We start from the raw sequence: 23856 nt of genomic DNA on the forward strand, positions 1-23856 counted from the left end.
AATAACCATCCGAGGCGGTCCCTGGCGGGCTGCCTCGGTGTTTTGGGAAATTCTTAGCTATGCCAACAATTAATCAACTCGTTCGTAAGGGCCGGCAGGCGCCCGTTTCCAAGAGCAAGGTTCCCGCGCTCGAGGCTTGCCCGCAAAAGCGTGGTGTTTGTACCCGCGTTTACACCACCACTCCGAAGAAGCCGAACTCCGCGCTGCGTAAAGTGGCCAAGGTTCGTCTGACCAATGGCTTCGAAGTGATTTCCTATATCGGTGGTGAAGGCCACAACCTGCAGGAACACTCGGTTGTGCTGATCCGCGGCGGCCGGGTTAAGGATTTGCCTGGTGTGCGTTACCACATCGTTCGTGGCTCCCTTGATTTGCAAGGCGTCAAGGATCGTAAGCAGTCCCGTTCGAAGTACGGTGCCAAGCGCCCGAAGAAGTCTTAATTGTCGGCATTCAAAGAATAGCGAGAGTCAATCATGCCCCGTCGTCGTGACGTACCCAAGCGTGAAGTTCTGCCCGATCCCAAGTTCGGTAGCCAGGACGTTTCCAAGTTCATTAACGCCATCATGCAGAGCGGCAAGAAGTCTGTTGCCGAGCGCATTGTTTATGGCGCTTTCGACGCCATCGTCGCCAAGGCTGCTGGCAAGGACCCCCTTGAGGTGTTCTCCGCTGCGCTGAGCAACGTTCGTCCGGTTGTGGAAGTTAAGAGCCGCCGTGTTGGTGGTGCCAACTACCAGGTGCCCGTCGAAGTGCGTCCGGCTCGTCGTATGGCTCTGTCCATGCGTTGGTTGCGTGAGGCTGCCCGCAAGCGCTCCGAAAAGTCCATGGCCCAGCGCCTGGCCGGTGAGTTGCTCGAGGCTGCTGAAGGCCGTGGCGCAGCCATGAAGAAGCGTGAAGAAGTGCACCGCATGGCAGAAGCCAACAAGGCCTTCTCGCACTACCGCTTCTGATTTTCGACGAAGTCCAAGTCGGGCCCTGAAAGGGGCTCGACTTATTTGTAAGTATCTGTACGGGCTCCGTTTTGCGGGGTTCGCAAATTCAGGAAGGCAAGGTTAGCACTGTGGCACGGAAGACCCCGATCGAGCGCTACCGTAATATCGGTATCTCGGCTCACATCGACGCCGGCAAAACGACCACGACGGAACGCATCCTTTACTACACGGGTGTGAACCACAAGATCGGTGAAGTTCACGATGGCGCAGCCACCATGGACTGGATGGAGCAAGAGCAGGAGCGGGGTATTACCATTACCTCCGCCGCGACCACTTGCTTCTGGAAGGGCATGGAAATGAACTTCCCGGAGCACCGCTTCAACATCATCGACACTCCGGGACACGTCGACTTCACCATTGAAGTCGAGCGCTCCATGCGCGTACTTGACGGCGCCTGCATGGTTTACTGTGCTGTGGGTGGTGTGCAGCCCCAGTCCGAAACTGTGTGGCGTCAGGCTACCAAGTACAAGGTGCCCCGCCTTGCCTTCGTGAACAAGATGGACCGTTCCGGCGCCAATTTCTTCAAGGTCGTTGACCAGATGAAGACCCGCCTGAAGGCTAATCCGGTTCCGGTCGTGATTCCCATTGGCGCTGAAGACACCTTCACTGGCGTGGTTGACCTGATCAAGATGAAGGCCATCCTGTGGGACGATGCTTCCCAGGGTATGAAGTTTGATTACGTCGACATTCCCGCTGAGCTGGAGGCTGATGCTCAGTCTTGGCGCGAGCAGATGGTCGAGGCGGCTGCTGAGGCTTCTGAAGAACTCATGAACGAGTACCTCGAGAACGGGGACTTGTCCGAAGAAAAGATCAAGCTTGGTCTTCGCACCCGTACCATCGCCTGTGAAATCCAGCCGATGCTGTGCGGCACCGCGTTCAAGAACAAAGGTGTGCAGCGCATGCTGGACGCTGTCATCGAATTTCTGCCGTCCCCGGTCGATATTCCGCCGGTTCAGGGTGAAGATGATGACGGTAAGCCTGTCGAGCGCAGGGCTTCCGATAGCGAGAAGTTCGCGGCGCTGGCATTCAAGTTGATGACCGACCCGTTCGTTGGCCAGTTGACCTTCGTCCGTGTGTACTCCGGTGTGTTGAACTCCGGTGCTACCGTTCTGAACTCCGTCAAGGACAAGAAGGAACGTATCGGCCGTATTCTGCAGATGCACGCCAACGAGCGTGAGGAAATCAAGGAAGTTCTGGCCGGCGACATCGCTGCTTGTGTGGGCCTGAAGGAAGTCACCACGGGTGAAACCCTGTGTGATCCGGATGCGCCGATCATCCTTGAGCGCATGGAATTTCCGGATCCGGTTATCCACGTCGCTGTCGAGCCGAAGACTAAGGGCGACCAGGAGAAGATGGGTATTGCTCTGGGCCGTCTGGCTGCAGAAGATCCGTCCTTCCGTGTGCGTACCGACGAAGAGTCAGGCCAGACCATCATCTCCGGCATGGGCGAGCTGCACCTCGAGATCATCGTTGACCGCATGAAGCGTGAATTCAACGTTGAAGCCAATGTTGGCGCTCCTCAGGTTGCTTATCGCGAAGCCATCCGCAAGGCGGTGGAGCAGGAAGGCAAGTTCGTCAAGCAGTCCGGCGGTCGTGGTCAGTTTGGTCACGTGTGGATCAAGCTCGAGCCGAACGAAACCGGCAAGGGCTACGAATTCGTCGATGCGATCAAGGGCGGTGTCGTTCCCCGTGAATACATCCCGGCGGTCGACAAGGGGCTGCAGGAAACGCTGCCGAATGGCGTGCTGGCCGGCTTCCCGGTGGTTGATGTCAAGGTCACGCTGTTTGATGGTTCCTATCACGACGTTGACTCCAACGAAAACGCCTTCAAGATGGCCGCATCCATGGCATTCAAGGATGCAATGCGCAAGGCCAATCCGGTTCTGCTCGAGCCGATGATGGCGGTCGTTGTCGAGACCCCGGAAGACTACATGGGCAACGTGATGGGCGATCTGTCCTCCCGTCGGGGCATTGTTCAGGGTATGGATGACATTCCTGGCGGCATGAAGGAAGTCAAGGCTGAGGTTCCGCTGGCCGAGATGTTCGGCTACGCTACGCAGCTCCGCTCCCTGACCCAGGGTCGTGCGACCTACTCTATGGAGTTCAAGCACTACTCTGAAGCGCCGAAGAGTGTCGCGGAAGCCGTTATCAGCAATCGCAAGTAATTAATCGAAACTAGAGGATCAAGCAATGGCAAAGGAAAAGTTCGAGCGGAAAAAGCCGCACGTGAACGTTGGTACGATTGGTCACGTTGACCATGGCAAGACCACGTTGACGGCTGCGATCACGACCGTTCTGTCGCGCAAGTTCGGCGGCGAGGCGAAGGCCTACGATCAGATCGATGCGGCGCCGGAAGAAAAGGCTCGTGGTATCACCATCAACACCGCGCACGTTGAGTACGAAACCGAGACCCGTCACTATGCTCACGTTGACTGTCCGGGTCACGCTGACTACGTGAAGAACATGATTACCGGCGCTGCCCAGATGGACGGCGCGATCCTGGTGTGTTCCGCTGCTGACGGCCCGATGCCGCAGACTCGTGAGCACATCCTGCTGGCCCGTCAGGTTGGTGTGCCCTTCATCATCGTCTACCTGAACAAGTGCGACATGGTTGACGACGAAGAGCTGCTCGAGCTGGTTGAAATGGAAGTGCGCGAGCTGCTGTCCAAGTACGACTTCCCGGGCGACGACGTGCCTATCGTCAAGGGTTCCGCCCTGAAGGCGCTGGAAGGCGATCAGTCCGACATCGGCGAGCCCTCCATCTTCCGTCTGGCTGATGCTCTGGATTCCTACATCCCGACCCCGGAACGTGCCATCGATCTGCCGTTCCTGCTGCCGATCGAAGACGTGTTCTCCATCTCTGGTCGTGGCACCGTGGTGACCGGTCGTGTCGAGCGCGGCATCGTCAAGGTTGGTGAAGAAATCGAGATCGTTGGTATCAAGCCGACCGTCAAGACCACCTGCACTGGCGTGGAAATGTTCCGCAAGCTGCTGGATCAGGGTCAGGCTGGTGACAACGTTGGCGTGCTGCTGCGCGGCACCAAGCGTGAAGATGTCGAGCGCGGCCAGGTGCTGTGCAAGCCGGGTTCCATCAAGCCGCACACCCACTTCACCGGTGAAGTGTATGTGCTGTCGAAGGAAGAGGGCGGCCGTCACACCCCGTTCTTCAACAACTACCGTCCGCAGTTCTACTTCCGTACCACGGACGTGACCGGTTCCATTTCTCTGCCGGAAGGCACCGAGATGGTCATGCCGGGTGATAACATCTCCATGACCGTCAAGCTGATCGCTCCGATCGCCATGGAAGAGGGTCTGCGTTTCGCCATCCGTGAAGGCGGTCGTACCGTCGGCGCCGGTGTGGTTGCCAAGGTTATCGAGTAATACCTTTCCGGGTGCGGCGCATGGTGTGCCGCACCGTCTGCTCTTTGGGAAATAATATGCAAAACCAAAAGATCCGTATCCGCCTCAAGGCTTTCGACTACAAGCTGATTGATCAGTCTGCTCTTGAGATCGTGGATACCGCGAAGCGTACTGGCGCTGTCGTCCGTGGGCCTGTACCCCTGCCGACTCGCATCGAGCGCTTCGACCTGCTGCGTTCCCCGCACGTCAACAAGACTTCCCGTGACCAGTTCGAGATTCGTACTCATCTGCGTCTGATGGATATCGTGGATCCCACCGACAAGACCGTCGACGCGCTGATGAAGCTCGATCTGCCGGCCGGTGTTGACGTCGAAATCAAGCTGCAGTAATCGAATCTATTGCGCTAATGGCGCAAGGGCCGGTATAATCCGGCCCTTGCGCTTTTTGGCGCAGTTTGTGATGACAATCGGTCCTGGTCAATCGCAACCAGGGTAAGGAGAATAAAATGAGTCTAGGCCTTGTCGGGCGCAAGGTGGGCATGACTCGCATTTTTGCTGAGGATGGTCAATCCATTCCGGTGACTGTGCTGGATGTGTCCAATAACCGTGTGACCCAGATCAAAACGGCTGAAACGGACGGCTATTCCGCCGTTCAGGTGACCTTTGGCGTTCGGCGTGCTAGCCGCGTCAATAAGGCGGCTGCCGGGCATCTTGCCAAGGCGGGTGTCGAAGCCGGTCATGTTTTTAAGGAATTTCGTGTTGATACTGATCGCTTGGCTTCCCTGAAGGCTGGCGATGTTGTTGGTGTCGATATTTTTGCGGTCGGTCAGAAGGTCGATGTGAGCGGCGTTTCGATTGGTAAGGGCTATGCCGGTACCATCAAGCGTCACAATTTCGCCTCCGGTCGTGCAACCCACGGTAACTCCCGTAGCCACAACGTTCCGGGCTCCATTGGTATGGCGCAGGATCCGGGTCGTGTGTTCCCCGGTAAGCGTATGACGGGTCACCTCGGTGCCGCGAATACCACGGTGCAGAACCTTGAAGTGGTTCGCGTCGATGTCGAGCGCGGTCTGCTGTTGGTTAAGGGCGGCGTGCCCGGTCATGACGGTGCCGACGTGGTTGTTCGTCCGGCTGTCAAGGCTGGCAACTGAGGGGAAGCGCGATGGAACTGAAGCTGTTGAATGAACAGGGTCAGCCGTCTGCAACCCTGCAGGCGTCCGACGCACTGTTCGGCCGTGAATACAACGAAGCCCTGATTCATCAGGTTGTCGTTGCCTATATGGCCAATGCCCGTTCTGGCAATCGTGCCCAGAAGGGGCGTGACGAAGTTGCTCATACCACCCACAAGCCGTGGCGTCAAAAGGGTACGGGTCGTGCTCGTTCGGGTATGGGTTCTAGCCCGATTTGGCGTGGGGGCGGTCGCGCCTTCCCGAACAAGCCGGACGAAAACTTCTCCCACAAGGTAAACCGCAAGATGTACCGCGCTGGTGTGGCTGCCATTCTGTCGCAGCTCGCTCGTGATGGTCGTCTGTCGGTTGTTGAAGGCTTTGCCGTTGAGGCTCCGAAAACTAAGCTTCTGGCTCAGAAGCTGAAGAATCTTGGTCTGGAATCTGTGCTCGTGATCACGGATTCTTTCGACGAGAATCTTTATCTGTCGTCCCGGAATCTGCCGAACGTGCTCGTGCTGGAAGTTAGCGAGACCGATCCGGTGTCCCTGGTGCGCTTCCCGAACGTGCTGGTCACGAAGGGTGCCGTCGCCAAGATGGAGGAAATTTGGCAATGAGCGCATTCAAGGAAGAGCGTCTGCTGCAGGTGCTGCTCGCCCCGCAGATCTCTGAGAAGGCGACCCTGATCGCCGACAAGAACGAGCAGGTCGTTTTTCGCGTTGCCAGTGACGCCACCAAGCCCGAAGTCAAGGCTGCGGTCGAGCTTCTGTTTAAGGTGGAAGTGAAGGCTGTTCAGGTCGCGAACGTCAAGGGCAAGCAAAAGCGTTTCGGCAAGGTTTTCGGTCGTCGTAAAGACTGGAAGAAGGCTTACGTTAGCCTCAAGCCGGGCCAAGAAATCAACTTCGCGGCCGGGGAGTAAGCAAGATGGCACTCGTTAAAGTCAAACCGACTTCCGCTGGCCGCCGTGCCGTGGTCAAGGTGGTTAACGCTGGCCTTCATAAGGGTGCGCCTGTCGCGTCCCTGGTGGAGAAGCAGTCGAAGACCGCTGGTCGTAACAACAACGGCCACATCACCACGCGCCACAAGGGTGGTGGTCATAAGCAGCATTACCGCGTTGTCGACTTCCGTCGCAACAAGGATGGCATCGTTGCCAAGGTCGAGCGTCTCGAGTACGACCCGAACCGCTCCGCCAACATTGCTCTGCTGTGCTATGCCGATGGCGAGCGTCGTTACATCATCGCGCCGAAGGGCTTGATTGTCGGTCAAGCCGTGGTGAGCGGTTCCGAGGCTCCGATCAAGGCCGGCAACGCGTTGCCGATCCGGAATATTCCGGTTGGTACGACGCTGCACTGCGTTGAAATGATCCCGGGTAAGGGGGCGCAGCTCGCGCGTGCTGCTGGGACTTCTGTCCAGCTGCTGGCTCGTGAAGGTATCTACGCTCAGGTCCGTCTGCGTTCCGGTGAAATCCGCCGCGTGCACATCGAGTGCCGCGCGACCATCGGTGAAGTGGGTAACGAAGAGCACAGCCTGCGCAAGATCGGTAAGGCTGGTGCGAATCGTTGGCGTGGTATCCGCCCGACCGTTCGCGGTACGGCTATGAACCCGGTTGATCACCCGCATGGTGGTGGTGAAGGCCGTACCGGCGAAGGCCGTGTGCCTGTCAGTCCGTGGGGTCAGCCGACCAAGGGTTATCGTACCCGTAGCGTCAAGCGTACCGACTCCATGATTGTTCAGCGTCGGCACAAGCGATAAGAGGTAAGACATGGCACGTTCTATTAAGAAGGGCCCGTTCATCGACGCTCACCTCCTGAAGAAGGTGGATGCCGCTCGGGCCTCGAATGACAAGCGCCCGATCAAGACCTGGTCGCGTCGCTCCACTGTGCTTCCGGATTTTGTGGGTTTGACCATTGCTGTGCATAACGGTCGTCAGCATATTCCGGTGTACGTTTCCGAAAACATGGTTGGTCACAAGCTCGGCGAATTTGCGCTGACCCGTACGTTCAAGGGTCACGCAGCGAGCAAGAAGGCCAAGCGCTAAGGGGTAATGACAATGGAAACCAAAGCCATTCTCCGCGGCGTTCGACTGTCGGAACAGAAAGGTCGCCTGGTGGCTGACCTTGTGCGCGGCAAGACTGTCGAGCAGGCGCTAAATATCCTGACTTTCTCGCCCAAAAAAGGCGCGAAGATCATCAAGAAGGTTGTCGAGTCCGCCATCGCTAACGCCGAGCATAATGACGGCGCCGATATCGACTCGCTGCGTGTCAAGACGATCTACGTCGAGCAGGGCATGACGTTGAAGCGTTTTACTGCACGTGCGAAGGGTCGTGGCAACCGGATCAGCAAGCCGACCTGCCATATTTATGTGACGGTCGGAGAGTAAGGAGAACCCATGGGACAGAAAATCCATCCGACTGGCTTTCGCCTGGCGGTAACGCGTAACTGGGGCTCTCGCTGGTTTGCTGCTGGTAGCGAGTTCTCCACCATGCTCAACGAGGACCTGAAGGTTCGCGCGCATCTGAAGAAGAAGCTTGCCCACGCTTCCGTGAGCCGTGTTGTTATCGAGCGTCCTGCCAAGAACGCCCGTATTACCGTTTTCAGCGCCCGTCCGGGCGTTGTGATCGGCAAGAAGGGTGAGGATATCGAGAAGCTGAAGGCTGATCTGCAGGGCATCATCGGTGTGCCGGTGCACGTCAACATCGAGGAAGTGCGCAAGCCCGAGACTGATGCTCAGCTGATCGCTGACTCCATCGCTCAGCAGTTGGTCAAGCGGATCATGTTCCGTCGCGCGATGAAGCGTGCGATGCAGAACGCCATGCGTCTGGGTGCCCAGGGCATCAAGATCATGAGCTCCGGCCGCCTGAACGGCGCAGAAATTGCCCGTACCGAGTGGTATCGCGAAGGTCGTGTGCCCCTGCACACCCTGCGCGCCGACATCGATTACGGTGTCTCCGAGGCTCACACGACCTACGGTGTCATTGGCATCAAGGTTTGGGTTTACAAGGGCGAGGCGCTCGCCCGCAACGAGCAGCCCGCTGCGACGGAGAACGAGGGCGAAGCCCGTCGTGGCCGTCGTCGCAATGAGGGTGCCGACAGCAAGCCGGGTGCCAAGCGGCCCGCGCGCCGCACTGGCGGCGATCAGGCTGATGGCGCAAAACGGACCAAGAAAGAAGCAGGAGTGAATGATGCTGCAGCCGTCGAGAAGGAAGTATCGTAAGGAGCAGAAGGGCCGCAATAAGGGTCTCGCCACCCGCGGTGCCAAGGTTAGCTTTGGCGAGTACGGTCTGAAGGCGGTTGGCCGTGGTCGTCTCACTGCTCGCCAGATTGAGTCTGCTCGTCGTGCGATGACCCGCCACATCAAGCGTGGTGGTCGCATTTGGATTCGCGTGTTCCCGGACAAGCCGATTTCTCAGAAACCGGCAGAAGTGCGGATGGGTAACGGTAAGGGTAGCCCGGAGTATTGGGTTGCTGAGATTCAGCCCGGCAAGGTTCTCTACGAGATGGATGGTGTTGATGAGGCCCTGGCTCGTGAGGCGTTCCGTCTTGCTGCCGCTAAGCTTCCGATCGAAACCGTCTTTGTTGTCCGGATGGTGGGGTAAATCATGAAAGCTTCGGAATTGCAGGCGAAAGATGCCGGCCAGCTCAACGCTGAACTGCTCGAGTTGCTAAAGGCTCAATTCAGCCTTCGCATGCAGCTTGCTACGCAGCAGCTGGGCAACACTTCGCAGCTGGGCAAGGTTCGTAAGGATATTGCTCGGGTCAAGACCATTCTTCGTCAGAAGGCGGGTGCGAAATGACTGAACAAGTGAAAAACAAGCGCGTTGAAATTGGCCGCGTTGTCAGCGACAAGATGACGAACACGGTGACCGTTCTGGTCGAGCGCCGTGTTAAGCATCCGCTGTACGGCAAAGTGATTAAGCGCACTGCCAAGTACCATGCCCACGTCGAGGCTGGTGTTGCGAAAGAAGGCGATCTCGTCGAAATCGAGGAAACCCGCCCGATCTCCAAGACCAAGACCTGGCGAGTGACGAAGGTTCTCGAGCAGGTTGTAGCGGTTTAGGTAGTTGATGTTGTAGAAATGGCTTGCCAAGTGATTGGCAAGCCATTATTATTGCTGTCTTTGCTCTTGCACGGTTCCGTGCAAGTCCAATCAACCCGAACGGGATCCAAAACTGGTCGCGTCTTGCGAGCCAAGTTGGAGAGTGTAAATGATCCAAATGCAAACGATGCTTGACGTCGCCGATAATACCGGCGCGCGTCATGTGATGTGCATCAAGGTGTTGGGCGGCTCCAAGCGTCGCTACGCCGGTGTTGGTGACATCATCAAGGTGAGTATTAAAGATGCGGCCCCTCGTGGTCGTGTCAAGAAGGGCGATGTTTACAGCGCCGTGGTGGTTCGTACTGCCAAGGGTGTGCGTCGTCCAGATGGCTCGCTCATCAAGTTCGACCGCAATGCTGCGGTCCTGCTTAACAACAAGGGCGAGCCGATTGGTACGCGTATCTTCGGGCCGGTCACGCGCGAGTTGCGTACCGAAAAGTTCATGAAGATCGTCTCCCTGGCGCCTGAAGTTCTCTAAGGGGTTGTTGTGAATAAGATTCGCAAAGGCGACGAAGTCGCCGTCCTTACGGGCAAGGACAAGGGTAAGCGCGGTACCGTGCTGCGTGTTCTGGAAGGTGCTGTTGTTGTTGAAGGCATCAATCGCGTCAAGAAGCACGTGCGCCCGAACCCGATGAAGGGTCAAGTTGGCGGTATCGTCGAAAAGGAAATGCCGATCGACACCTCCAATGTGGCGCTGTTCAATGCGGCCACCCAGAAGGCTGATCGCGTTGGCTTCAAGGTGCTTGAGGATGGTCGCAAAGTGCGCGTCTTCAAGTCCAATGGCGAAGTAGTGGATGCGTAAGGGGTAGTCATGGCGCGCCTGCAAGAATTCTATAAAGAGACCGTTGCGCCTGAGCTTCTCACGAAGTTCGGCTATAAGTCGGTCATGGAAGTGCCTCGTATCACCAAGATCACCCTGAATATGGGTGTTGGTGAAGCTGTGGGTGATAAGAAGGTTCTCGACTACGCCGTTGGCGATCTGCAGAAGATCGCTGGCCAGAAGCCGGTGACTACCAAGGCGAAGAAGTCCATCGCGGGCTTCAAGATTCGCGATGGTTATCCGATCGGCTGCATGGTCACCCTGCGTGGCCCCCGCATGTTCGAGTTCCTTGATCGTCTGGTTACGATTGCTATGCCGCGTATTCGCGACTTCCGTGGTATCGCTGGCAAGGGTTTCGACGGTCGTGGCAATTACAACCTGGGCGTCAAAGAGCAGATCATTTTCCCGGAAATCGAGTACGACAAGATCGATGCTCTGCGCGGGATGAATATCAGCATTACTACGACGGCCAAGACGGACGACGAAGCGCGCGCTCTGCTCGCCGCGTTCAAGTTCCCTTTCAAGAACTGAGGGTGATATGGCGAAACTGTCTCTGATCCAGCGCGAAGAGAAGCGCGCAAAGACGGTTGCGAAGTATGCAGCCAAGCGCGCTGCTCTGTTTGAGCAGATCAATAACGCCAAGCTGTCCGACGAAGAGCGCATGGTCGCCCGTCTGCAGCTGCAGCAGCTGCCGCGCAACTCCAGTCCGAGCCGTCAGCGTAATCGCTGTGAGCAAACTGGTCGCCCGCGTGGTGTTTTCCGTAAATTCGGTCTGTGCCGTAACAAGCTGCGTGAAGTTGCCTTCCGCGGTGAAGTTCCTGGCATGACCAAGGCAAGCTGGTAAGGGGTCGATAGATATGAGCATGTCTGATCCGATCGCCGATATGCTGACGCGTATTCGTAACGCTCAGCAGGCGCAAAAGAGCTCTGTCGCGATGCCTTCCTCCAAGCTGAAGGTTGCAATCGCGAAGGTTCTGCAAAGCGAAGGTTACATTGATGATTTCGGTGTGACTGAAGCTTCCGGCAAGGCCGAGTTGGCCCTGTCCCTGAAGTATTACGCCGGTCGTCCGGTTATTGAGCGCATTGAGCGTGTGAGCCGTCCTGGTCTCCGCGTTTACAAGGGCAGTGATGACCTGCCCCGCGTGATGAATGGTCTTGGTGTGGCAATTGTGTCCACTCCCAAGGGTGTGATGACTGATCGTGCAGCGCGCGCTGGCCGTCTCGGCGGCGAAGTGTTGTGCCTCGTGGCTTAAGGGGAGAGTGCAATGTCCCGTGTAGCCAAGAATCCTGTCGCCGTTCCGGCTGGAGTGGACGTCACTGTCGGTGACGGCCAGATCATTGTGAAGGGCCCTCTGGGCACGCTGACCCAGACTCTGCATCCGTCGGTCAAGGTTGAGCGTCAGGGTGATGCTCTTCAGTGCTCCGCCATTGAAGGCGCGGTTAATGCCCAGGCAATGTCCGGCACCATCCGTGCGCTTGTCAATAATATGGTGACCGGCGTTTCCAAGGGTTTTGAGCGCAAGCTCAACCTGGTGGGCGTGGGCTATCGTGCTCAAGCTCAGGGCGACAAGCTGAATCTGAGTCTCGGCTTTTCGCATCCTGTGGTGCACCAGATGCCTGCCGGCATCAAGGTAGAGACCCCGTCTCAGACCGAGATCGTCATTAAGGGTGTCGACAAGCAGGTCGTCGGCAAGGTCGCCGCTGAAGTGCGCGCGTATCGTGCTCCTGAGCCTTATAAGGGCAAGGGTGTTCGTTACTCCGACGAAGTGGTCACCTTGAAAGAAACCAAGAAGAAGTAAGGGCGGATCATGATCACCAAGAAGGAAACGCGTTTGCGCCGTGCACGGAAAACCCGTGCCAAGATCGCGGAAATGAAGGCAGTCCGTCTGTCCGTGTTCCGCTCAAATTCTCACATCTACGCGCAAATTATCGCGGGCTGTGGTTCCAAGGTTCTGGCGGCTGCTTCGACCGTAGAGGCCGATGTGCGTGCCCAGGTTTCTAACGGTGGCAACAAGGCCGCTGCTGTGGTGGTCGGCAAGCTGATCGCCGAGCGTGCCAAGGCCGCTGGTGTTGAGGCTGTTGCGTTTGATCGCGCTGGCTTTCAATACCATGGCCGCGTGAAGGCGCTTGCCGATGCCGCCCGCGAAGGCGGATTGAAGTTCTAAGCGAGGTTTAGCATGGCTAAGCAGCAAGGTAATAAAAAAGTGCAGGCCTCCGAGGAGCGCGACGACGGCCTGCGCGAAAAGATGGTATCCATCAACCGTGTGACCAAGGTTGTGAAGGGCGGCCGGATTCTCGGTTTCGCTGCACTGACCGTGGTCGGCGATGGTGATGGCGGCATTGGCATGGGCAAGGGCAAGTCCCGCGAAGTCCCAGTTGCTGTGCAGAAGGCAATGGAAGAGGCTCGTCGCAAGATGGCCAAGGTTTCCCTGAAAAACGGCACGCTGCATCACTCCGTGATCGGGAAGCATGGTGCTTCGTCTGTGTTGATGCAGCCGGCCCCGCAGGGTACCGGTATCATCGCTGGCGGCGCTATGCGCGCTGTATTCGAAGTGATGGGGGTGACGGACATCATCGCGAAGTCCATCGGTTCGACCAACCCGTACAACGTGGTTCGTGCGACGCTGAATGGCCTCCTGGCCACCAACGCTCCTTCCGTCATCGCTGCCAAGCGTGGCAAGACGGTTGAAGAGATTCAGGGGTAAGTCATGTCCGACAAGAAACTGAAGGTGACGCTGGTTAAGAGCGTTATCGGCACGAAACAGTCCCATCGTGCAACCGTGCGCGGTCTTGGGCTCCGTCGTCTCCATCATACGGTGGAGCTGCAGGATACTCCTGCAATTCGGGGCATGATTACCAAGGTCGCTTACCTCGTTAAGTTGGAGGCTTAAATGCGCCTGAATGCGATTAAACCTGCGGCTGGTGCGAAGCACGCTGCAAAGCGCGTTGGTCGTGGTATTGGTAGTGGCCTGGGTAAGACTGCTGGTCGCGGTCACAAGGGTCAAAAGTCCCGTACGGGTGGTTTTCACAAGGTGGGCTTCGAAGGCGGTCAAATGCCTATGCAGCGTCGGCTGCCGAAGCGTGGCTTTGTGTCTTTGACTCGTGCTCGTATCGGTGAAGTTCGCCTTTCCGAGCTTGAGGCTCTGCCAGTTGAGGATGTTGATCTGCTGGTGCTTCAGCAAGCGGGGATTGTTGCTGCTGATGCGCTCGCTGCTAAGGTTGTGCTGTCCGGCGCCATTACCCGCAAGGTAAACCTGCGTGGCGTGGCTGCGACCAAGGGTGCCAAGGCAGCTATCGAAGCTGCTGGTGGTTCCGTCGAGTCTGCCGAGTAAGAAGGTTCAGCGTGGCGAACCAACAGTCCGCACTGGCGGCGCCTGGTAAGTTCGGGGACCTCAAGCGACGTTTGATGTTCTTGCTGGGCGCGCTGATCGTTTATCGCATCGGCGCGCACATCCCGGTTCCCGGGATTGATCCGGTTGCCTTGGGTGATCTGTTCAAGAGTCAAAAGGGGGGCATTCTCGGAGTTTTCAATTTGTTCTCCGGGGGGGCGCTTTCTCGTTTCACCATCTTTGCGCTTGGGATCATGCCGTACATTTCGGCGTCGATCATCATGCAGTTGCTGACAGTTGCGTCGCCGCAGCTAGAGGCTTTGAAGAAGGAGGGTGAGGCCGGGCGACGGAAGATCACTCAGTTCACCCGCTACGGTACGCTGGCGTTGGCCCTGTTTCAGGGTCTAGGTATAGCGGTGGCTCTGGAGTCGCAGCAGGGCTTGGTCGTTGAGCCTGGATTTACGTTCCGTTTTGTGACTGTGTCCACGCTGGTTACCGGGACAATGTTCCTGATGTGGCTTGGGGAGCAGATCACCGAACGTGGCCTGGGTAATGGCATTTCAATCATCATTTTTGCCGGCATTGCAGCAGGTCTTCCCAACTCGTTGGGCGGATTGTTCGAACTGGTGCGGACTGGGGCAATGCATCCTTTCACCGCATTGGTGATCTGCGTACTGGTTGTTGTGGTGACAGGTGTCGTGGTCTTTGTTGAGCGCGGTCAGCGGAAGATTCTGGTCAATTATGCTAAGCGGCAGGTAGGGAATAAGATCTATGGTGGTCAGAGTTCTCATTTGCCTCTAAAGCTCAATATGGCTGGCGTCATTCCTCCGATTTTCGCGTCCAGCATCATTTTGTTCCCGGCGACCCTTGCTCAGTGGTTTGGTTCGTCCGAAAAGATGGCGTGGTTGAAGGATCTCGGCTCAACATTGGCTCCTGGGCAACCCATCTATGTGATCTTGTATGCGACGGCTATCGTGTTCTTCTGCTTCTTCTACACGGCGTTGGTCTTTAGTTCCAAGGAGACTGCGGATAACCTGAAGAAGAGTGGGGCATTCGTTCCGGGGATCCGTCCGGGCGAGCAGACCGCGCGCTACATCGACAAGATCCTGATGCGACTGACCTTGGCAGGTGCTGTTTACATCACGCTTGTTTGTTTGTTGCCCGAGTTTCTGATCCTGAAGTGGAATGTTCCTTTCTATTTCGGTGGGACTTCCTTGTTGATCATCGTGGTGGTGACGATGGACTTCATGTCCCAGGTTCAGGCGTACGTGATGTCCCACCAGTATGAGAGCCTTTTGAAGAAGGCTAACTTCAAGGGTTCGCGGGTTCCGCTCAAATAGTCTTATGTCGAAGGAAGATTACATCGAAATGCAAGGTGAGGTTCTAGAGAATCTCCCCAATGCAACCTTCAGAGTCAAGCTTGAAAACGGCCATGTTGTTCTGGGCCACATCTCCGGGAAGATGCGTATGCATTACATTCGTATTCTTCCCGGTGACAAGGTTACCGTGCAGTTGACCCCGTACGATTTGAGTAGAGCCCGGATCGTTTTCCGCGCGAAATAACAGAAAGAGTAGTTAGGAGCTAGAAATGAGAGTTCAAGCATCTGTCAAGCGGCTTTGCAGAAACTGCAAGATCGTCCGCCGCAAAGGTGTGGTTCGCGTGATCTGTACGGATCCGCGCCATAAGCAGCGCCAAGGTTGATGCGGTCACCCGCATTCTTTATAATTTAATGTTTAGTATTTTGGGGTGAACGCATGGCCCGCATCGCAGGGGTAAACATTCCCAACCACAAGCACGCTGAGATCGCACTGACCGCGATTTACGGTATCGGCCGCACCCGCGCGCAGCAGATTTGTGACGCTGCTGGTGTCGGGCGTGCAATCAGGATTAAAGAGCTTACTGAGTCCGACATGGAGCGGCTGCGCGACGAGGTCGCGAAGTTCACCGTTGAAGGTGACCTGCGCCGTGAAGTTACGATGAGTATCAAGCGCCTCATGGATTTGGGGTGCTATCGCGGGGTGCGCCATCGTCGTGGTCTGCCCCTTCGTGGTCAGCGCACTCGCACGAACGCCCGTACCCGCAAGGGGCCGCGTAAGGCGATCGCCGGCAAGAAGTAATAGGGATTAGACATGGCTAAGACTGCTGCGAAGGTTCGCAAAAAGATCAAGAAGAACGTGGCTGAGGGTATTGCCCACGTTCACGCGTCTTTCAATAACACGATTATCACCATCACCGATCGGCAGGGGAATGCGCTCTCTTGGGCGACGTCCGGTGGTGCGGGCTTCAAGGGCTCTCGTAAGAGCACCCCCTTTGCCGCTCAGGTTGCTGCCGAGGCTGCTGGTAAGGTCGCCATTGAGTGCGGTATCAAGAACCTGGAAGTGCGTGTGAAGGGCCCTGGCCCTGGCCGTGAGTCCAGCGTGCGTGCGCTCAACGCGCTGGGTATCAAGATCACTACGATTACTGATATCACGCCGATCCCGCACAACGGCTGCCGTCCGCCGAAGAAGCGTCGTATCTGACAAGGAGTTGAACAGTGGCTCGTAATCTTGACCCTAAGTGCCGTCAGTGCCGTCGTGAGGGTGAGAAGCTCTTCCTGAAGGGCGAAAAATGTTTTACCGACAAGTGCGCCATTGAGCGTCGTTCCTACGCTCCAGGTCAGCACGGTCAAAAATCCGGTCAGCGTTTGTCCGGATTTGGTGTGCAACTGCGTGAAAAGCAGAAGATCCGTCGGGTGTACGGCGTGCTTGAACGTCAGTTCCGTAAGACTTATGCCGAAGCTGATCGTCGTAAGGGGCAGACTGGTGAAAACCTGCTGCAGCTTCTAGAAGGTCGTCTGGACGCAGTGGCTTACCGCATGGGTTTTGGCGCTTCTCGCGCAGAAGCTCGTCAGGTAGTCCGCCACAACGGCGTGTTGGTGAATGGTAAGCGGGTTAATATTCCGTCCTATACCGTTCGTCCGGGCGATGAGATCCAGCTGACCGACACCGCGCGCAATCAGCTGCGTGTCAAGGCCGCGCTGGAAGCTGCGGAGTCTCGTGGCTTTCCGGAATGGCTGGCCGTCGACATCAAGGCTGGCAAGGGTACCCTTAAGGCCTACCCGCAGCGTTCCGAGCTGTCGGCGACCTTGAATGAAGGTCTGGTTGTCGAACTGTATTCGCGTTAATGGTGGTCGCGCCTAAGGCGCGACTCTATAGAAGGATTGTCGATGCAAAGTAATGCTCTGCTGAAACCGCGCATCATTGAGGTGCAGAACGTTTCGCCGGTGCACGCTCGTGTGACGATGGAGCCGTTTGAGCGCGGCTTCGGTCATACGTTGGGTAATGCCCTGCGGCGTATTCTGCTGTCCTCTCTGCCGGGTTACGCACCGACTGAAGTGTCGATCGAGGGCGTACTGCATGAGTACTCTACGCTTGATGGTGTACGGGAAGATGTGGTTGATCTTCTTCTCAACCTGAAGGGTGTTGTCCTCAAGTTGCACGGCCGTGCTGAAGCGACGTTGTCTTTGGCTAAGTCTGGTGAAGGCGTGGTGACGGCGGCTGATATTGAAGTCTCACACGACGTTGAGGTGATCAATCCGGATCACGTGCTGGCTCACCTTGCTCCAGGTGGTAAGCTGGATCTTCAGATCAAGGTTGAGCAAGGGCGTGGTTATGTGCCCGGCAACCAGCGTCCGGCTGCCAATGAGTCGAAGACGATCGGGCGCATTGTTCTTGATGCATCTTTCAGCCCGGTTCGTCGCGTTAGTTATGCTGTCGAGAGTGCGCGGGTGGAGCAGCGTACCGATCTGGATCGTCTGGTTCTCGATATTGAAACCAACGGTGCGGTGGATCCGGAGGAAGCAGTGCGTTTCGCTGCTCGTGTTCTGATGGATCAGCTTTCCGTCTTTGCTGATCTCGAGGGTACTCCGACGGCGGTGGAGGCTCCGAAGGCTCCGGCTATCGATCCTATCCTTTTGCGTCCGGTAGATGATCTCGAGTTGACGGTTCGCTCCGCGAATTGTCTGAAGGCTGAGAACATTTATTACATCGGTGATCTGATTCAGCGCACCGAAACTGAATTGCTCAAGACTCCGAATCTGGGGCGCAAGTCGCTGAATGAGATCAAGGAAGTCCTTGCCTCGCGCGGTTTGACGCTGGGCATGAAACTAGAAAACTGGCCGCCGGCCGGGCTGGAAAAGCTCGGTTGAGCGTAACGAAGAAGAGGTAATTTCAAATGCGTCACCGTAACGGTCTTCGCAAGCTCAACCGCACTAGCAGCCACCGTCAGGCTATGCTGCGCAACATGGCAAACTCCCTGCTGCGTCACGAAGTCATCAAGACGACCGTGCCGAAGGCAAAGGAACTGCGGAAGGTTGTTGAGCCGCTGATCACGCTCGGCAAGAAGTCGAGCTTGGCTAATCGTCGTCTGGCGTTCGACCGCCTGCGCGATCGTGAAATCGTCGTTAAGATTTTTGACGAACTGGGTCCGCGTTTTGCTGCTCGCAATGGTGGTTATCTGCGCATCCTGAAGTGCGGTTTCCGCGATGGCGATAACGCTCCGATGGCGTTCGTTGAGCTGCTGGATCGTCCGGAGGGCGAAGTCGAAGCTCCGGAAGCTGAGCAGGTTACTGCGTAAGCTAGGGGTCGGAACGTAGGTTGTGAAAAGGGTCAGCATTTGCTGGCCCTTTTTACTTTTTTGCGCGGTGTGAATCAGGGTCGGGGGGTTGGGAAATGGGGCGGTGTGTATATGCTGTATTCGCAGTATCACTGTTCCTGCATCTCGTCTTGTTTTGGCCAAGTTCGTTTAGGTCTGCTGGGCCGTCTGTTACGCCCTTAGTTGTGCGCTTTGTGCAAATCCCCGCAACCCACTTGGCGGCTGCTGTTGTCCAAGGATCTGAGGGGGAGAGGCAGCCGTGGCGGGCTATGGTGCCGAACGATGCAGGGACGGAAGCATCGCGGGGAGTTTTGTCCCGGGATGTGCCAGGCTCGAGTCAGGCTGCCTCTAAAAAAAAGCTGTCTAATGATGAAATCAAGGCTGGTAGGAAGGGGGGGCTTCTAGCCGGGAGCGTGGTCTTGAGTCAGCCAACTGCTTCAACGGCTGAAGATGGGACTGTGTCTGAGCTTCAGATCGGGCGTTATCGCCTTGCTTTGGCTAGCGCTGCCGTTCGTTTGCAGCAAGCATCGGCAATCTCGCTTGTTGGAGGGCAAACGGGGCGATCCGTCGTGGTCGTGCATGTCATGCCGGAGGGTGCGTTTCCGGATGTCCGTATCGGGGAGTCCAGTGGAACGGGTGCTTTGGATGAGAGTGCGCTGGCCTTGGTGAGGCGTGCCGTGTCGGTAGTGCAGGCGCCAGTCGCCGATCAGCACTTTTCAGTCGTGCTGCCCGTCTTGTTTGAAGAGATGTAATGTAACTATGTTTCCAAGGCAGAATTAACTGCTATCTATAAGTTCCAGGGATAGGGATGGCCAGCGTCGTCGTGTGCAGATCGAAGCGGCCGCGGCGGCGGTCCTCGAAATAGCACTTCAGCGTGTAGTCGATTGAGCGGAACGCGATCTCATCCCAGGGGATTTCAGCTTCGGTGATCAGGGATGCTTCAAGGGACTCTTCACCTGGTGAGAAGTCGGGGTCAAGCAGTTTCGCGCGATAGATGATGTGGATCTGGCTGATGTGAGGCAGGTCTACAAAAGTGAACATTTCTGCCAGTGCAATCTGTGCACCCGCTTCTTCAAGGGTTTCGCGCAATGCGGCTTCGCCTGTGGTTTCGTTGTTTTCCATGAAGCCAGCGGGTAAAGTCCAGCAACCGTAGCGTGGTTCGATTGCTCGTCGGCACATGAGGATCTTGTTTTCCCATTCGGCGATGGCGCCAACGACGACTTTCGGGTTCTGGTAATGGATCGTTCCGCACTGGTCACATACGTGGCGGGGCAGGTTGTCGCCAGGTGGGATTTTGAGGCTGACGGGGGCGCCACAATGGGAACAGAAATTCATGGTCGGAAGATGGGCTTGGACATTCCGGTCATTCTAATTCAATGCTCGCCGGGTATACGTGCGGCTTGTGCCCAAGAGGTGACGATTGGAGCATGGCTCAATTGAGCGCACGGGATCTTCAGAGACTGACCGACTAGACTGGAAACGCTGACGAGAGTCAGGCGAGGATATGGCAGCGTCGATTGACATCAAGAAGTTCGAGCAGCTCAAAGTCTCCGGGGAGCTGCCCTCTCCCAAGGGCGTTGCCTTGGCCATCATCAAGTTGATCCAGCGGGAGAGTAGTTCGATCGACGATCTCACTCGGGTTGTAAAGACGGATCCGGCGTTTGTGGGACGCTTGATCAAGGCAGCGAATTCCAGAGCCGGCCTCGGTCGTCGTGCTGTGGCGTCCGTACATGAGGCTCTGATGGTGCTGGGGCTGCCTGCCGTTCGTACGCTTGCACTTGGTTTTTCGCTGCTGTCGAATTATCGGGGAGGGGCATGCAAGGGGTTCGATTACGAACGCTACTGGAGCGGGTGTCTAGTGTATGGCATTGCGATGCAGGCCATCACGCAGCGAACGCGGAGCGCAGCTGCTGAAGAGACGTTCTGTCTGGGGTTGCTGGCCAGGGTGGGGGAATTGGCGCTCGCCACGCTTTATCCGGAGGATTACGGGAGAGTCTTGGGGCGGATGGTGGAGTTCCGCGATCTGAGCTTGCTCCAGCTCGAGCAGAAGGCGTTTGCAATGGATCACCGGCAGCTGACGTCTGCAATGCTCTCCGACTGGGGGATGCCACGTATCTTTTATGAGACTGCCTATTTTGCGGAGGTTCCGGAGGAGTCCGATTATCCGGACGGATCCCGTGAGCGGGTGGTTGTGCATTCACTCCATCTGGCCGCCTACATAGCTGAGGTGTGTATTGCCGAGGCACCAGAGCGCCCAAATCTGATGAGGCGACTTTTCGATATCGGGGAGAGTCTTGCCTTCGATCGTGCCGCGGTTACCGAGCTTTGCGACCACGTCGTCAGCGAGTGGCATGCTTGGGGGCAGCTACTGGCTTTGCAGGCTGAGGACGTCCCGTCATTTGATGAATTGGCTGTTCGTGGTGAGGAGCTTGCTGCGCAGAGAGTGGATTTGTCGGATGAGGTGCAGATGTCCGATAGTCATGGGGCGGTGGCTGTCGGGCAGCTTCTCGGTACGGATGCCCCTGGTTTCGGGAGCCTCGCGATGCGGGTGCTTCTTGTTGACGATGATGCTTCCATGCGGGGCATTGTCCGCAAGGTTCTGGAGACAGTCGGGCACCGGGTGATGGAGGCCGGGGATGGCCGGAGGGGCATGGAGATGGCGCTCGAATTTCAGCCCCAGTTGATGATCGTGGATTGGGTCATGCCCGAGATGAGCGGGCTCGAATTGACTCGTGCGTTACGTCAGACGAAGATCGGACGTGCCATTTACATTCTCATCATGACCAGTCTTGATGACGATGATCGGTTGATCGAGGCATTTGAGAATGGTGTCGACGATTTCATGAACAAGCCGATTAACCCACGGGTTCTTGCAGCACGGTTGCGCGCCGGACAGCGGGTCATTCGGCTGCAACAGGAGGTGGATCGTGACCGTGAGGAGATTCGTCGTTTTGCCGCGGAATTGGCCGTCTCCAACCGACGGCTCCAGGAGGTAGCGTTGACCGATGCGCTGACGGGCTTTCCGAATCGGCGCTATGCGATGGATCGCATTCAGCAAGAATGGCAGGTGTCGTCTCGTACGCGTCGTGCCTTGTCAGTTATGGTCGTCAACGTGGACCATTTCAAGCACTACAACGATTCTCACGGCCATGATCTTGGTGATGCAGTTCTGAAGCACGTCGCTACCGTGGTCAAGGGCGCGTTGCGTGCTCAAGACGTAGTGGCTAGGACGGGGGGGGATGAATTCCTTGTCATCTGCCCGGATACGAATCTGGATGCGGCGTTTGCTTGCGCGGAGCGTGTGCGGTTTGCGGTCGATAATGCACGAACGCCGATCAATGGCGTATCTCTCAGAATTTCTCTCAGTATTGGAGTAGCAAGCCGAGATGGGCAAATGTCGGAGCCGGACGCCCTGATTAAGCGTGCCGACCAAGCCCTCTATTTGGCGAAGGAGCAGGGACGCAACAGGATCATGAGCGCACAGGTTTCGCGCGCAGGGCCTGTGATCCCACCGCACTGAGGACCATGGATTTATCTCGTCCTGGTCTTGTAACTGACAATGATGGTTGCGCATCGATGAGCCTGAATGGGTATGCGGGACGTCGCGTAGAGACAGTTGACGGCGACATCGGAATCTTGGTGATTGATGATAGCGAGGATGATGTCTTTCTTTTAGGTCGAGAACTCACGAAACGTGGGATGAGAGTCCGCTGCGAACGTGTTGACAATGCGCGTGCCATGCAGGATGCGCTGCGTCTGCCGGGATGGGATATCGTCATTTCCGATCACCGAATGCCAGGGTTCGATTCCACGGCGGCCCTGCAGGTTCTGAAGGAGAGTGGCAGCGACCTGCCATTTGTTATCTATTCTGGCGTCATCAGTGATCAGCAGGCGTTCTCGTCCATGTTGGATGGCGTTAGCGATTATGTGCCAAAGGGGAGCTATGCGCGCCTTGTGCCGGTGATAACACGAGAGTTGCGGGGGGCTGCGGCTCGGAGGCTGGCTCGGGAAGCTGGTAGCCAGATTCAGGCCCTGGCCTATTTCGATTCTCTGTCCCGCCTGCCGAACCGGCAACTCATGTGCGCGCGCCTGGCTGAGTGGGCACGCGAGGCGGATTCCTTGCGGACGATGTTGAGGGCGGCAGTTTTCCACGTTGATCTGGATCGCTTTCAACGCATCAATTCGAGTTTCGGCTACGAGGCTGGCAACGTCCTTCTGCGTCAGGTGGCCAAACGCTTGCTGGAGAGTTCAGAATCCCACGGACTCGTGGCGCGCCTGGGGGGGGATGCTTTCGGTATTCTGGTGCCCGGCGTCTGTGAGCGCGGGGCGGCAGATGTGTTTGCTAGATGGTTGTTGCGTGCTTTCGAGCTCCCGTTTGCGCTGGACAGGATCGAGTTATTCCTGTCGGTCAGCGTCGGTGTGGCTTGGATGTGTGAGGGAGATGACGATATTTTTTCTTTGCTGACGAATGCTGAAGCCGCCATGAGTGTCGTCAAGCGGAGGGGAGGGAACGGCTTCCACTTTTTTGAGTCGGACATGCTGATCGGTTCGGTTGAGCGAATTGCCCTGGAGAGTGATCTGCGTTTCGCCATTGAGCGAAATGAGTTGTGGGTTGCATATCAGCCTTGCGTCGAAGGCAGTGATGGCCGTGTGGTCAGTGCAGAGGCCTTGCTGCGGTGGCGTCATCCCCGCTTGGGGCTGATCGGGCCGGATCGTTTCATCCCGATTGCGGACGAAAACGGGATGATCATTGAACTTGGTGAATGGGTATTGCGGGAGGCCTGCAGAGAGTGCCGCCAATGGCGCGATATGGGCCGAAGCGACATGTTCGTGTCGGTTAATGTGTCTGCCGTTCAGTTTGCTCAGCCCCGTCTCATCGAGTCGGTACGGCTGGCGCTGGAGGATGCGGGGTTGCCGCCGGCCGGTCTGCAACTCGAGATTACCGAATCATCCTTGATGCAGGATGCTGAAACGGCAGTGGCGATGCTGAGGGCCTTCAAGAACATGGGTGTTCGGGTGGCTATCGACGATTTCGGTACCGGTTATTCGTCGCTGGCCTACCTCAAGCGGTTCCCGGTTGATGTGATCAAGGTCGATCAGTCCTTTGTGAGGGATTTGTGCGACGACGAAGAAAACGCCGCGATTGTCCGCGCGATCATCGTGTTGGCGCGTAGCATGCGACTGCATGTGATCGCGGAAGGGGTAGAGTCATCGAGTCAGGTGGATGCCCTACTCACCGATGGATGTGATTGCTTCCAAGGTTATTTGTTCGGCAGGCCTGTAGCCGCAAGGGATTTTCGGGCCGCGCTGACTGGGGTTGTGAATGGTGGGCTTGATGGAGCATCATTGGATGTACATCGCAGCTCGAGTTGATATTGATGGTGTAAGTAATTTCCTTACAGTTGTATGTAGTTTTTTCTTACTTCATAATCCGTAGCCGTCGGATGGTGAGTATTGCCGGGTAACG

General features: G+C 56.8%; 37 protein-coding genes. 36 read left to right on the plus strand and 1 reads right to left on the minus strand.

Translation table 11 applies throughout. The features are described 5' to 3' along the window. Positions 1-59: 59 nt before the first annotated feature. The 34 genes from rpsL to AC1PPK_RS09265 all read left to right on the plus strand — a co-directional run bounded on the left by rpsL (position 60) and on the right by AC1PPK_RS09265 (position 19141). Complete coding sequence (gene rpsL / locus AC1PPK_RS09100) at positions 60-437, plus strand: 30S ribosomal protein S12 (RefSeq protein WP_079432645.1); 378 nt, start codon at positions 60-62, stop codon at positions 435-437. A gap of 33 nt (positions 438-470) precedes the next feature. After that, entirely contained in the window at positions 471-944 is a 474-nt protein-coding gene (gene rpsG, locus AC1PPK_RS09105) for a 30S ribosomal protein S7 (RefSeq protein ID WP_079432646.1), read from the plus strand. Positions 945-1054: 110 nt separating this feature from the next. Next, a complete protein-coding gene (fusA, locus tag AC1PPK_RS09110) occupies positions 1055-3151 on the plus strand; it encodes an elongation factor G (protein WP_481117515.1) in 2097 nt (698 codons plus the stop codon). 25 nt (positions 3152-3176) lie between these two features. Next, positions 3177-4367 carry an elongation factor Tu gene (gene tuf, locus AC1PPK_RS09115; RefSeq protein WP_481117506.1) on the plus strand — a complete coding sequence of 397 codons (1191 nt, stop codon included), beginning with the start codon at positions 3177-3179 and terminating at the stop codon, positions 4365-4367. Between the two features lie 56 nt (positions 4368-4423). Beyond that, complete coding sequence (gene rpsJ, locus AC1PPK_RS09120) at positions 4424-4735, plus strand: 30S ribosomal protein S10 (protein ID WP_079432648.1); 312 nt, start codon at positions 4424-4426, stop codon at positions 4733-4735. A 116-nt stretch (positions 4736-4851) separates the two neighbouring features. Next, complete coding sequence (gene rplC, locus AC1PPK_RS09125; RefSeq protein ID WP_481117516.1) at positions 4852-5496, plus strand: 50S ribosomal protein L3; 645 nt, start codon at positions 4852-4854, stop codon at positions 5494-5496. An 11-nt stretch (positions 5497-5507) separates the two neighbouring features. After that, a complete protein-coding gene (gene rplD, locus AC1PPK_RS09130; RefSeq protein ID WP_374486271.1) occupies positions 5508-6128 on the plus strand; it encodes a 50S ribosomal protein L4 in 621 nt (206 codons plus the stop codon). Next, complete coding sequence (gene rplW, locus AC1PPK_RS09135; RefSeq protein WP_079432650.1) at positions 6125-6430, plus strand: 50S ribosomal protein L23; 306 nt, start codon at positions 6125-6127, stop codon at positions 6428-6430. The genes rplD and rplW overlap by 4 nt, the downstream gene beginning before the upstream one ends. A gap of 5 nt (positions 6431-6435) precedes the next feature. Further along, entirely contained in the window at positions 6436-7263 is an 828-nt protein-coding gene (rplB, locus tag AC1PPK_RS09140; protein ID WP_481117517.1) for a 50S ribosomal protein L2, read from the plus strand. A 10-nt stretch (positions 7264-7273) separates the two neighbouring features. Continuing rightward, on the plus strand, positions 7274-7549 hold the full coding sequence (gene rpsS, locus AC1PPK_RS09145) for a 30S ribosomal protein S19 (RefSeq protein ID WP_011767136.1): 276 nt from the start codon (positions 7274-7276) through the stop codon (positions 7547-7549). A 12-nt stretch (positions 7550-7561) separates the two neighbouring features. Then, entirely contained in the window at positions 7562-7891 is a 330-nt protein-coding gene (gene rplV, locus AC1PPK_RS09150; protein WP_079432652.1) for a 50S ribosomal protein L22, read from the plus strand. Between the two features lie 9 nt (positions 7892-7900). Then, positions 7901-8725, plus strand: a complete 825-nt coding sequence (rpsC, locus tag AC1PPK_RS09155) for a 30S ribosomal protein S3 (protein WP_481117518.1) — start codon at positions 7901-7903, stop codon at positions 8723-8725. Continuing rightward, positions 8694-9107, plus strand: a complete 414-nt coding sequence (rplP, locus tag AC1PPK_RS09160) for a 50S ribosomal protein L16 (RefSeq protein ID WP_079432654.1) — start codon at positions 8694-8696, stop codon at positions 9105-9107. Before rpsC ends, rplP begins: the two co-directional genes overlap by 32 nt. A 3-nt stretch (positions 9108-9110) precedes the next feature. Beyond that, complete coding sequence (rpmC, locus tag AC1PPK_RS09165; protein ID WP_079432655.1) at positions 9111-9305, plus strand: 50S ribosomal protein L29; 195 nt, start codon at positions 9111-9113, stop codon at positions 9303-9305. Next, on the plus strand, positions 9302-9568 hold the full coding sequence (gene rpsQ / locus AC1PPK_RS09170) for a 30S ribosomal protein S17 (RefSeq protein WP_481117519.1): 267 nt from the start codon (positions 9302-9304) through the stop codon (positions 9566-9568). Before rpmC ends, rpsQ begins: the two co-directional genes overlap by 4 nt. Before the next feature lie 148 nt (positions 9569-9716). Next, positions 9717-10085: a 50S ribosomal protein L14 gene (rplN, locus tag AC1PPK_RS09175; protein WP_079432657.1), complete on the plus strand. Its 369-nt coding sequence runs from the start codon at positions 9717-9719 to the stop codon at positions 10083-10085. Between the two features lie 9 nt (positions 10086-10094). Continuing rightward, positions 10095-10409, plus strand: a complete 315-nt coding sequence (rplX, locus tag AC1PPK_RS09180; RefSeq protein ID WP_481117520.1) for a 50S ribosomal protein L24 — start codon at positions 10095-10097, stop codon at positions 10407-10409. Positions 10410-10418: 9 nt separating this feature from the next. Continuing rightward, positions 10419-10958 (plus strand): 50S ribosomal protein L5, encoded by a 540-nt coding sequence (rplE, locus tag AC1PPK_RS09185; protein WP_481117521.1) that lies wholly within the window; start codon positions 10419-10421, stop codon positions 10956-10958. A 7-nt stretch (positions 10959-10965) separates the two neighbouring features. Further along, positions 10966-11271 carry a 30S ribosomal protein S14 gene (gene rpsN, locus AC1PPK_RS09190; protein ID WP_481117522.1) on the plus strand — a complete coding sequence of 102 codons (306 nt, stop codon included), beginning with the start codon at positions 10966-10968 and terminating at the stop codon, positions 11269-11271. A gap of 13 nt (positions 11272-11284) precedes the next feature. Beyond that, positions 11285-11680, plus strand: a complete 396-nt coding sequence (gene rpsH, locus AC1PPK_RS09195; RefSeq protein WP_481117523.1) for a 30S ribosomal protein S8 — start codon at positions 11285-11287, stop codon at positions 11678-11680. Between the two features lie 12 nt (positions 11681-11692). Then, positions 11693-12226, plus strand: coding sequence for a 50S ribosomal protein L6 (gene rplF / locus AC1PPK_RS09200; RefSeq protein ID WP_481117524.1), 534 nt, complete (start codon positions 11693-11695; stop codon positions 12224-12226). Between the two features lie 12 nt (positions 12227-12238). After that, positions 12239-12592, plus strand: coding sequence for a 50S ribosomal protein L18 (rplR, locus tag AC1PPK_RS09205; protein WP_374486275.1), 354 nt, complete (start codon positions 12239-12241; stop codon positions 12590-12592). Between the two features lie 12 nt (positions 12593-12604). After that, positions 12605-13132, plus strand: coding sequence for a 30S ribosomal protein S5 (gene rpsE / locus AC1PPK_RS09210; RefSeq protein WP_481117525.1), 528 nt, complete (start codon positions 12605-12607; stop codon positions 13130-13132). Between the two features lie 3 nt (positions 13133-13135). Continuing rightward, entirely contained in the window at positions 13136-13318 is a 183-nt protein-coding gene (gene rpmD, locus AC1PPK_RS09215; protein WP_481117526.1) for a 50S ribosomal protein L30, read from the plus strand. Continuing rightward, the gene (rplO, locus tag AC1PPK_RS09220) at positions 13319-13759 is read left to right on the plus strand and encodes a 50S ribosomal protein L15 (RefSeq protein WP_481117527.1); all 441 of its coding nucleotides are present in this window, start codon (positions 13319-13321) and stop codon (positions 13757-13759) included. A gap of 74 nt (positions 13760-13833) precedes the next feature. After that, on the plus strand, positions 13834-15096 hold the full coding sequence (gene secY / locus AC1PPK_RS09225) for a preprotein translocase subunit SecY (protein ID WP_481118200.1): 1263 nt from the start codon (positions 13834-13836) through the stop codon (positions 15094-15096). Between the two features lie 4 nt (positions 15097-15100). Beyond that, positions 15101-15319 carry a translation initiation factor IF-1 gene (gene infA / locus AC1PPK_RS09230; RefSeq protein ID WP_153162180.1) on the plus strand — a complete coding sequence of 73 codons (219 nt, stop codon included), beginning with the start codon at positions 15101-15103 and terminating at the stop codon, positions 15317-15319. A gap of 25 nt (positions 15320-15344) precedes the next feature. Beyond that, positions 15345-15458: a 50S ribosomal protein L36 gene (gene rpmJ, locus AC1PPK_RS09235; protein WP_079432668.1), complete on the plus strand. Its 114-nt coding sequence runs from the start codon at positions 15345-15347 to the stop codon at positions 15456-15458. 53 nt (positions 15459-15511) lie between these two features. Beyond that, positions 15512-15874 (plus strand): 30S ribosomal protein S13, encoded by a 363-nt coding sequence (gene rpsM / locus AC1PPK_RS09240; protein ID WP_079432669.1) that lies wholly within the window; start codon positions 15512-15514, stop codon positions 15872-15874. A 12-nt stretch (positions 15875-15886) separates the two neighbouring features. Next, entirely contained in the window at positions 15887-16276 is a 390-nt protein-coding gene (gene rpsK / locus AC1PPK_RS09245; RefSeq protein WP_079432670.1) for a 30S ribosomal protein S11, read from the plus strand. Positions 16277-16290: 14 nt separating this feature from the next. Beyond that, entirely contained in the window at positions 16291-16920 is a 630-nt protein-coding gene (gene rpsD, locus AC1PPK_RS09250; protein WP_481117528.1) for a 30S ribosomal protein S4, read from the plus strand. Between the two features lie 42 nt (positions 16921-16962). Next, entirely contained in the window at positions 16963-17943 is a 981-nt protein-coding gene (locus AC1PPK_RS09255) for a DNA-directed RNA polymerase subunit alpha (protein WP_079432672.1), read from the plus strand. Between the two features lie 26 nt (positions 17944-17969). Next, the gene (gene rplQ, locus AC1PPK_RS09260) at positions 17970-18371 is read left to right on the plus strand and encodes a 50S ribosomal protein L17 (protein WP_481117529.1); all 402 of its coding nucleotides are present in this window, start codon (positions 17970-17972) and stop codon (positions 18369-18371) included. Between the two features lie 437 nt (positions 18372-18808). Next, complete coding sequence (locus AC1PPK_RS09265) at positions 18809-19141, plus strand: TonB family protein (RefSeq protein ID WP_481117530.1); 333 nt, start codon at positions 18809-18811, stop codon at positions 19139-19141. A 31-nt stretch (positions 19142-19172) separates the two neighbouring features. On the opposite strand, the gene AC1PPK_RS09270 is transcribed toward AC1PPK_RS09265, so the two are convergent. Beyond that, a complete protein-coding gene (locus tag AC1PPK_RS09270) occupies positions 19173-19724 on the minus strand; it encodes an NUDIX hydrolase (protein WP_481117531.1) in 552 nt (183 codons plus the stop codon). Positions 19725-19893: 169 nt separating this feature from the next. On the opposite strand from AC1PPK_RS09270, the gene AC1PPK_RS09275 reads away from it, so the two are divergent. Both AC1PPK_RS09275 and AC1PPK_RS09280 read left to right on the plus strand, forming a co-directional pair. Continuing rightward, positions 19894-21909 carry a diguanylate cyclase gene (locus AC1PPK_RS09275; RefSeq protein WP_481117532.1) on the plus strand — a complete coding sequence of 672 codons (2016 nt, stop codon included), beginning with the start codon at positions 19894-19896 and terminating at the stop codon, positions 21907-21909. Between the two features lie 5 nt (positions 21910-21914). Next, positions 21915-23762 carry a putative bifunctional diguanylate cyclase/phosphodiesterase gene (locus tag AC1PPK_RS09280; RefSeq protein WP_481117533.1) on the plus strand — a complete coding sequence of 616 codons (1848 nt, stop codon included), beginning with the start codon at positions 21915-21917 and terminating at the stop codon, positions 23760-23762. Positions 23763-23856: the final 94 nt, after the last annotated feature.

Source organism: Zoogloea sp. JDB1, from assembly GCF_056724025.1.

Coding starts and splice junctions, on each gene's coding strand:
- rpsL (WP_079432645.1), top strand. CDS start 60: ATGCCAACAATTAATCAACTCGTTCGTAAGGGCCGGCAGGCGCCCGTT.
- rpsG (WP_079432646.1), top strand. CDS start 471: ATGCCCCGTCGTCGTGACGTACCCAAGCGTGAAGTTCTGCCCGATCCC.
- tuf (WP_481117506.1), top strand. CDS start 3,177: ATGGCAAAGGAAAAGTTCGAGCGGAAAAAGCCGCACGTGAACGTTGGT.
- rpsJ (WP_079432648.1), top strand. CDS start 4,424: ATGCAAAACCAAAAGATCCGTATCCGCCTCAAGGCTTTCGACTACAAG.
- rplC (WP_481117516.1), top strand. CDS start 4,852: ATGAGTCTAGGCCTTGTCGGGCGCAAGGTGGGCATGACTCGCATTTTT.
- rplD (WP_374486271.1), top strand. CDS start 5,508: ATGGAACTGAAGCTGTTGAATGAACAGGGTCAGCCGTCTGCAACCCTG.
- rplW (WP_079432650.1), top strand. CDS start 6,125: ATGAGCGCATTCAAGGAAGAGCGTCTGCTGCAGGTGCTGCTCGCCCCG.
- rplB (WP_481117517.1), top strand. CDS start 6,436: ATGGCACTCGTTAAAGTCAAACCGACTTCCGCTGGCCGCCGTGCCGTG.
- rpsS (WP_011767136.1), top strand. CDS start 7,274: ATGGCACGTTCTATTAAGAAGGGCCCGTTCATCGACGCTCACCTCCTG.
- rplV (WP_079432652.1), top strand. CDS start 7,562: ATGGAAACCAAAGCCATTCTCCGCGGCGTTCGACTGTCGGAACAGAAA.
- rpsC (WP_481117518.1), top strand. CDS start 7,901: ATGGGACAGAAAATCCATCCGACTGGCTTTCGCCTGGCGGTAACGCGT.
- rplP (WP_079432654.1), top strand. CDS start 8,694: ATGCTGCAGCCGTCGAGAAGGAAGTATCGTAAGGAGCAGAAGGGCCGC.
- rpmC (WP_079432655.1), top strand. CDS start 9,111: ATGAAAGCTTCGGAATTGCAGGCGAAAGATGCCGGCCAGCTCAACGCT.
- rpsQ (WP_481117519.1), top strand. CDS start 9,302: ATGACTGAACAAGTGAAAAACAAGCGCGTTGAAATTGGCCGCGTTGTC.
- rplN (WP_079432657.1), top strand. CDS start 9,717: ATGATCCAAATGCAAACGATGCTTGACGTCGCCGATAATACCGGCGCG.
- rplE (WP_481117521.1), top strand. CDS start 10,419: ATGGCGCGCCTGCAAGAATTCTATAAAGAGACCGTTGCGCCTGAGCTT.
- rpsN (WP_481117522.1), top strand. CDS start 10,966: ATGGCGAAACTGTCTCTGATCCAGCGCGAAGAGAAGCGCGCAAAGACG.
- rpsH (WP_481117523.1), top strand. CDS start 11,285: ATGAGCATGTCTGATCCGATCGCCGATATGCTGACGCGTATTCGTAAC.
- rplF (WP_481117524.1), top strand. CDS start 11,693: ATGTCCCGTGTAGCCAAGAATCCTGTCGCCGTTCCGGCTGGAGTGGAC.
- rpsE (WP_481117525.1), top strand. CDS start 12,605: ATGGCTAAGCAGCAAGGTAATAAAAAAGTGCAGGCCTCCGAGGAGCGC.
- rpmD (WP_481117526.1), top strand. CDS start 13,136: ATGTCCGACAAGAAACTGAAGGTGACGCTGGTTAAGAGCGTTATCGGC.
- rplO (WP_481117527.1), top strand. CDS start 13,319: ATGCGCCTGAATGCGATTAAACCTGCGGCTGGTGCGAAGCACGCTGCA.
- secY (WP_481118200.1), top strand. CDS start 13,834: ATGTTCTTGCTGGGCGCGCTGATCGTTTATCGCATCGGCGCGCACATC.
- infA (WP_153162180.1), top strand. CDS start 15,101: ATGTCGAAGGAAGATTACATCGAAATGCAAGGTGAGGTTCTAGAGAAT.
- rpmJ (WP_079432668.1), top strand. CDS start 15,345: ATGAGAGTTCAAGCATCTGTCAAGCGGCTTTGCAGAAACTGCAAGATC.
- rpsM (WP_079432669.1), top strand. CDS start 15,512: ATGGCCCGCATCGCAGGGGTAAACATTCCCAACCACAAGCACGCTGAG.
- rpsK (WP_079432670.1), top strand. CDS start 15,887: ATGGCTAAGACTGCTGCGAAGGTTCGCAAAAAGATCAAGAAGAACGTG.
- AC1PPK_RS09255 (WP_079432672.1), top strand. CDS start 16,963: ATGCAAAGTAATGCTCTGCTGAAACCGCGCATCATTGAGGTGCAGAAC.
- rplQ (WP_481117529.1), top strand. CDS start 17,970: ATGCGTCACCGTAACGGTCTTCGCAAGCTCAACCGCACTAGCAGCCAC.
- AC1PPK_RS09270 (WP_481117531.1), bottom strand. CDS start 19,724: ATGAATTTCTGTTCCCATTGTGGCGCCCCCGTCAGCCTCAAAATCCCA.
- AC1PPK_RS09275 (WP_481117532.1), top strand. CDS start 19,894: ATGGCAGCGTCGATTGACATCAAGAAGTTCGAGCAGCTCAAAGTCTCC.
- AC1PPK_RS09280 (WP_481117533.1), top strand. CDS start 21,915: ATGGATTTATCTCGTCCTGGTCTTGTAACTGACAATGATGGTTGCGCA.